We start from the raw sequence: 2,755 nt of genomic DNA, 5'->3' as shown, positions 1-2,755 counted from the left end.
GGCCTCGCCATCGGTGCGAGCCTCGAGCTGCTCTTCATGGGTTCAATCTCCATCGGCGCTTACGTGCCGCCCGATGAGTGTATTGGCGGTGTGCTCGCCTGCGCCTTCGCTATTCAGCTGGGTCAGAGCACCGAGGCCGCTATCGCGCTCGCGATGCCCATCGCCACTCTGTGCCTGGCCATTAAGAACGTCGTCAACGCCGGTATGCCCCTTCTGGTCGACCGTGCCGACGTCTTTGCCAGCAAGGGTAACCTCAAGGGTATCTACGCTATGCACTGGATTATCGGTCTCGTGATTGTCGTCCTGGCCTTTATCCTGTGCTCGGTCTCCTTCTATCTGGGTGCCGACGCCGTTCAGGGCCTGCTCGACTTCATCCCGACGTTCGTCCTCGATGGCTTTGGCGTCGCAGCCAACATCCTGCCTGCCATGGGCTTCGCCATGCTCGGCCGTCTGGTGCTTACCAAGCAGCTCGTGCCGTTCTACTTCCTGGGCTTCCTGCTGTGCTCCTATGCCAACGTGCCCGTCCTCGGCGTCGCCCTGATCGCAATCATCATCGGCATCGACAAGTACGACCTGCTGGGCCTTGGTGGCGCCCAGTCCCAGCTTTCTGTGGAAGGGGATGAGGACGATGACTTCTAATTCCGAGAACCAGATTACTCGCTCCGACCTCATTAAGAGCGCCGTGAACACCGGCGCCCTGGGCATGGAATTCTCCTGGACCTACTACAAGCAGATGAACATTGCCTTCTGCCTGATGGTCGCCAACATGCTCAAGAAGATCTATGCCGGCCGTCCCGATGATTACGCCGAGGCCTTGCACCGTCACAGCGCATTCTTCAACATCACCCCGCAGCTCGCTCCCTTCGTGGGCGGCATCGCGATGGCCATGGAAGAAAAGGTCGCTCGTGGCGAGGTTGAGCCCGAGAGCGTCAACGACATCAAGGCCGCCCTCATGGGTCCGCTTTCCGGCCTGGGTGACTCCTTCTTCCTGTCCACCCTGCGCGTCGTCGCCGCTGCCGTGGGCATCAGCCTGTGCCAGGCCGGCAACGTCTTTGGCCCCATCGCCTTCCTGCTCGTCTACAACATCCCGGCGTTCCTGATTCGTATCTTTGGCGCTATCAAGGGTTATGAGCTAGGCATTGGCTTCCTCGACGAGGCTCAGAAGACCGGCCTGATGCAAAAGATCATGGCCTGCGTCGGCATTGTCGGCGTTATGGTCGTCGGCGCCATGAGCAAGGACATGTTCTGGGCTTCGTTGCCCATCGCCATTGGTCAGGGCGACTCCGCCCAGACTCTCCAGGACATCCTGGACGGCATCATGCCCGGTATGCTCGGTATGGCCGCCTTCTGGCTCTACTACTGGCTGCTCTCCAAGAAGATCAACCCGATGGTCCTGATCCTCTGCACCATGGTCGTGGGCATCATCGGCGCTTACTTTGGCGTGCTTGCCTAATATGTTCGAATCGCGCTTCCATCGCGTCTAACGGTTGCGTCGATCTTTGGGGGGCTTGTCGCATCTGCGGCGGCCCCCTGTTTTTTAAAACTCCGTACGAAAGGGGAGGGCTATGGTCGTACCCGAGCTTTCGCTCATGAACATCAACCATCGTTACTACAGCATCGAGACGTTTTTTAAGGCTGCAGGTGAGGCCGGCTATCGCAATATCGAGCTGTGGACCGGCTCGATGCACCTGTATGTGGATTGCCATGAGCACGATTCGGTGGATAAGATTCGCGATCTTGCCGCCCAATACGGTATCAAGATCGTGTGCGTGTGCCCCGAGCAGAACAACCCCAAGCCATGGAACGTCGCGGTGCGCGGTGAGGCGGGCCAAAAACGCATCCTCTCGTACTTTAAGAATGTGATCGACGTTGCCGTTGAGTTGGGCGTGCCGCAGATTCTGGTGACGAGTGGTTGGGCCTATCTGGACGAGCCGGCTGAGGACGCCTGGGCCCGCAGCGTTGCCATGCTGCGCTCGGTGTGCGACTACGCCGATACGCGCGGTATTCGCGTCGCGCTCGAGGCCCTGCAGCCGTCGGAGTCCGTGTTGGTCAATACGGCACAGGATGTCGCGCGCATCCTCGAGGCGGTCGATCGTCCCAACCTGAAGGCCTGTATCGACTTTGGCGCCATGGAAGTTGCCGGCGACACGATCGACGGCTACTTTGAGGTTTTGGGCGACAAGATCGTTCACACCCACTTTGTAGATGTGGGCGGCGGCACGACGCATCTTGCCTGGGGCGACGGCGAGCGTGATATGCGTGCCGACCTCGAGGCACTCATGCGCCACGGCTATACGGGCTATGTCTCGGCCGAGACGTGTGATGGCCGCTACTATCAAGATCCGTCCAAGGCGACGACTCAGGTTATCGAGATGTATCGCCGTGTGACAGCGGAGATGGAAGCCGAATAACTAAACTGCGCGGTTGCGCCGGAAACGCTTGGGCGGGTCTGGCGCAACGCTTTTATAGCTGGCGAGTTGTGGGGAACCCGTTGGCAGTAGCGCTCGAAATAGACAACTATTGGCGTTGTAATACCACTCGGGCGAGGAAACCGACCGTTCGCCGCAAATCTCCGTGAGTTTGGATTGGTATTAAATAACAAGCAATCGTATGGCTATAATTGGTATCAGCAAGAAGCGCGATGTATAGAATTGCGCACATGTGATGGGAGGACACACATGAAGGAGACCGAGAAGATCGAGATCATGCACTTCGACCAGGAGGGCTACCTCGAGGACGGCAGGAACGTCTACGA

Annotated in this window: 3 protein-coding genes; all 3 read left to right on the top strand. The window is 58.6% G+C overall.

Translation table 11 applies throughout. From position 1 onward, the window contains the following. A partial coding sequence (locus AB5405_RS09525) for a PTS mannose/fructose/sorbose/N-acetylgalactosamine transporter subunit IIC (protein ID WP_368138317.1) occupies positions 1-639 on the top strand: 639 nt, incomplete at its 5' end. Continuing rightward, complete coding sequence (locus tag AB5405_RS09520; RefSeq protein WP_006235883.1) at positions 620-1,453, top strand: PTS system mannose/fructose/sorbose family transporter subunit IID; 834 nt, start codon at positions 620-622, stop codon at positions 1,451-1,453. The genes AB5405_RS09525 and AB5405_RS09520, both read left to right, overlap by 20 nt. Before the next feature lie 112 nt (positions 1,454-1,565). Then, positions 1,566-2,411, top strand: coding sequence for a sugar phosphate isomerase/epimerase family protein (locus AB5405_RS09515; RefSeq protein ID WP_117770651.1), 846 nt, complete (start codon positions 1,566-1,568; stop codon positions 2,409-2,411). Positions 2,412-2,755: the final 344 nt, after the last annotated feature.

Source organism: Collinsella aerofaciens (assembly GCF_040920445.1).
Lineage (GTDB): Bacteria > Actinomycetota > Coriobacteriia > Coriobacteriales > Coriobacteriaceae > Collinsella > Collinsella aerofaciens_BH.
The sequence above is the reverse complement of the archived record's forward strand: the minus strand, read 5'-3'. Positions and strand labels throughout refer to the sequence as shown.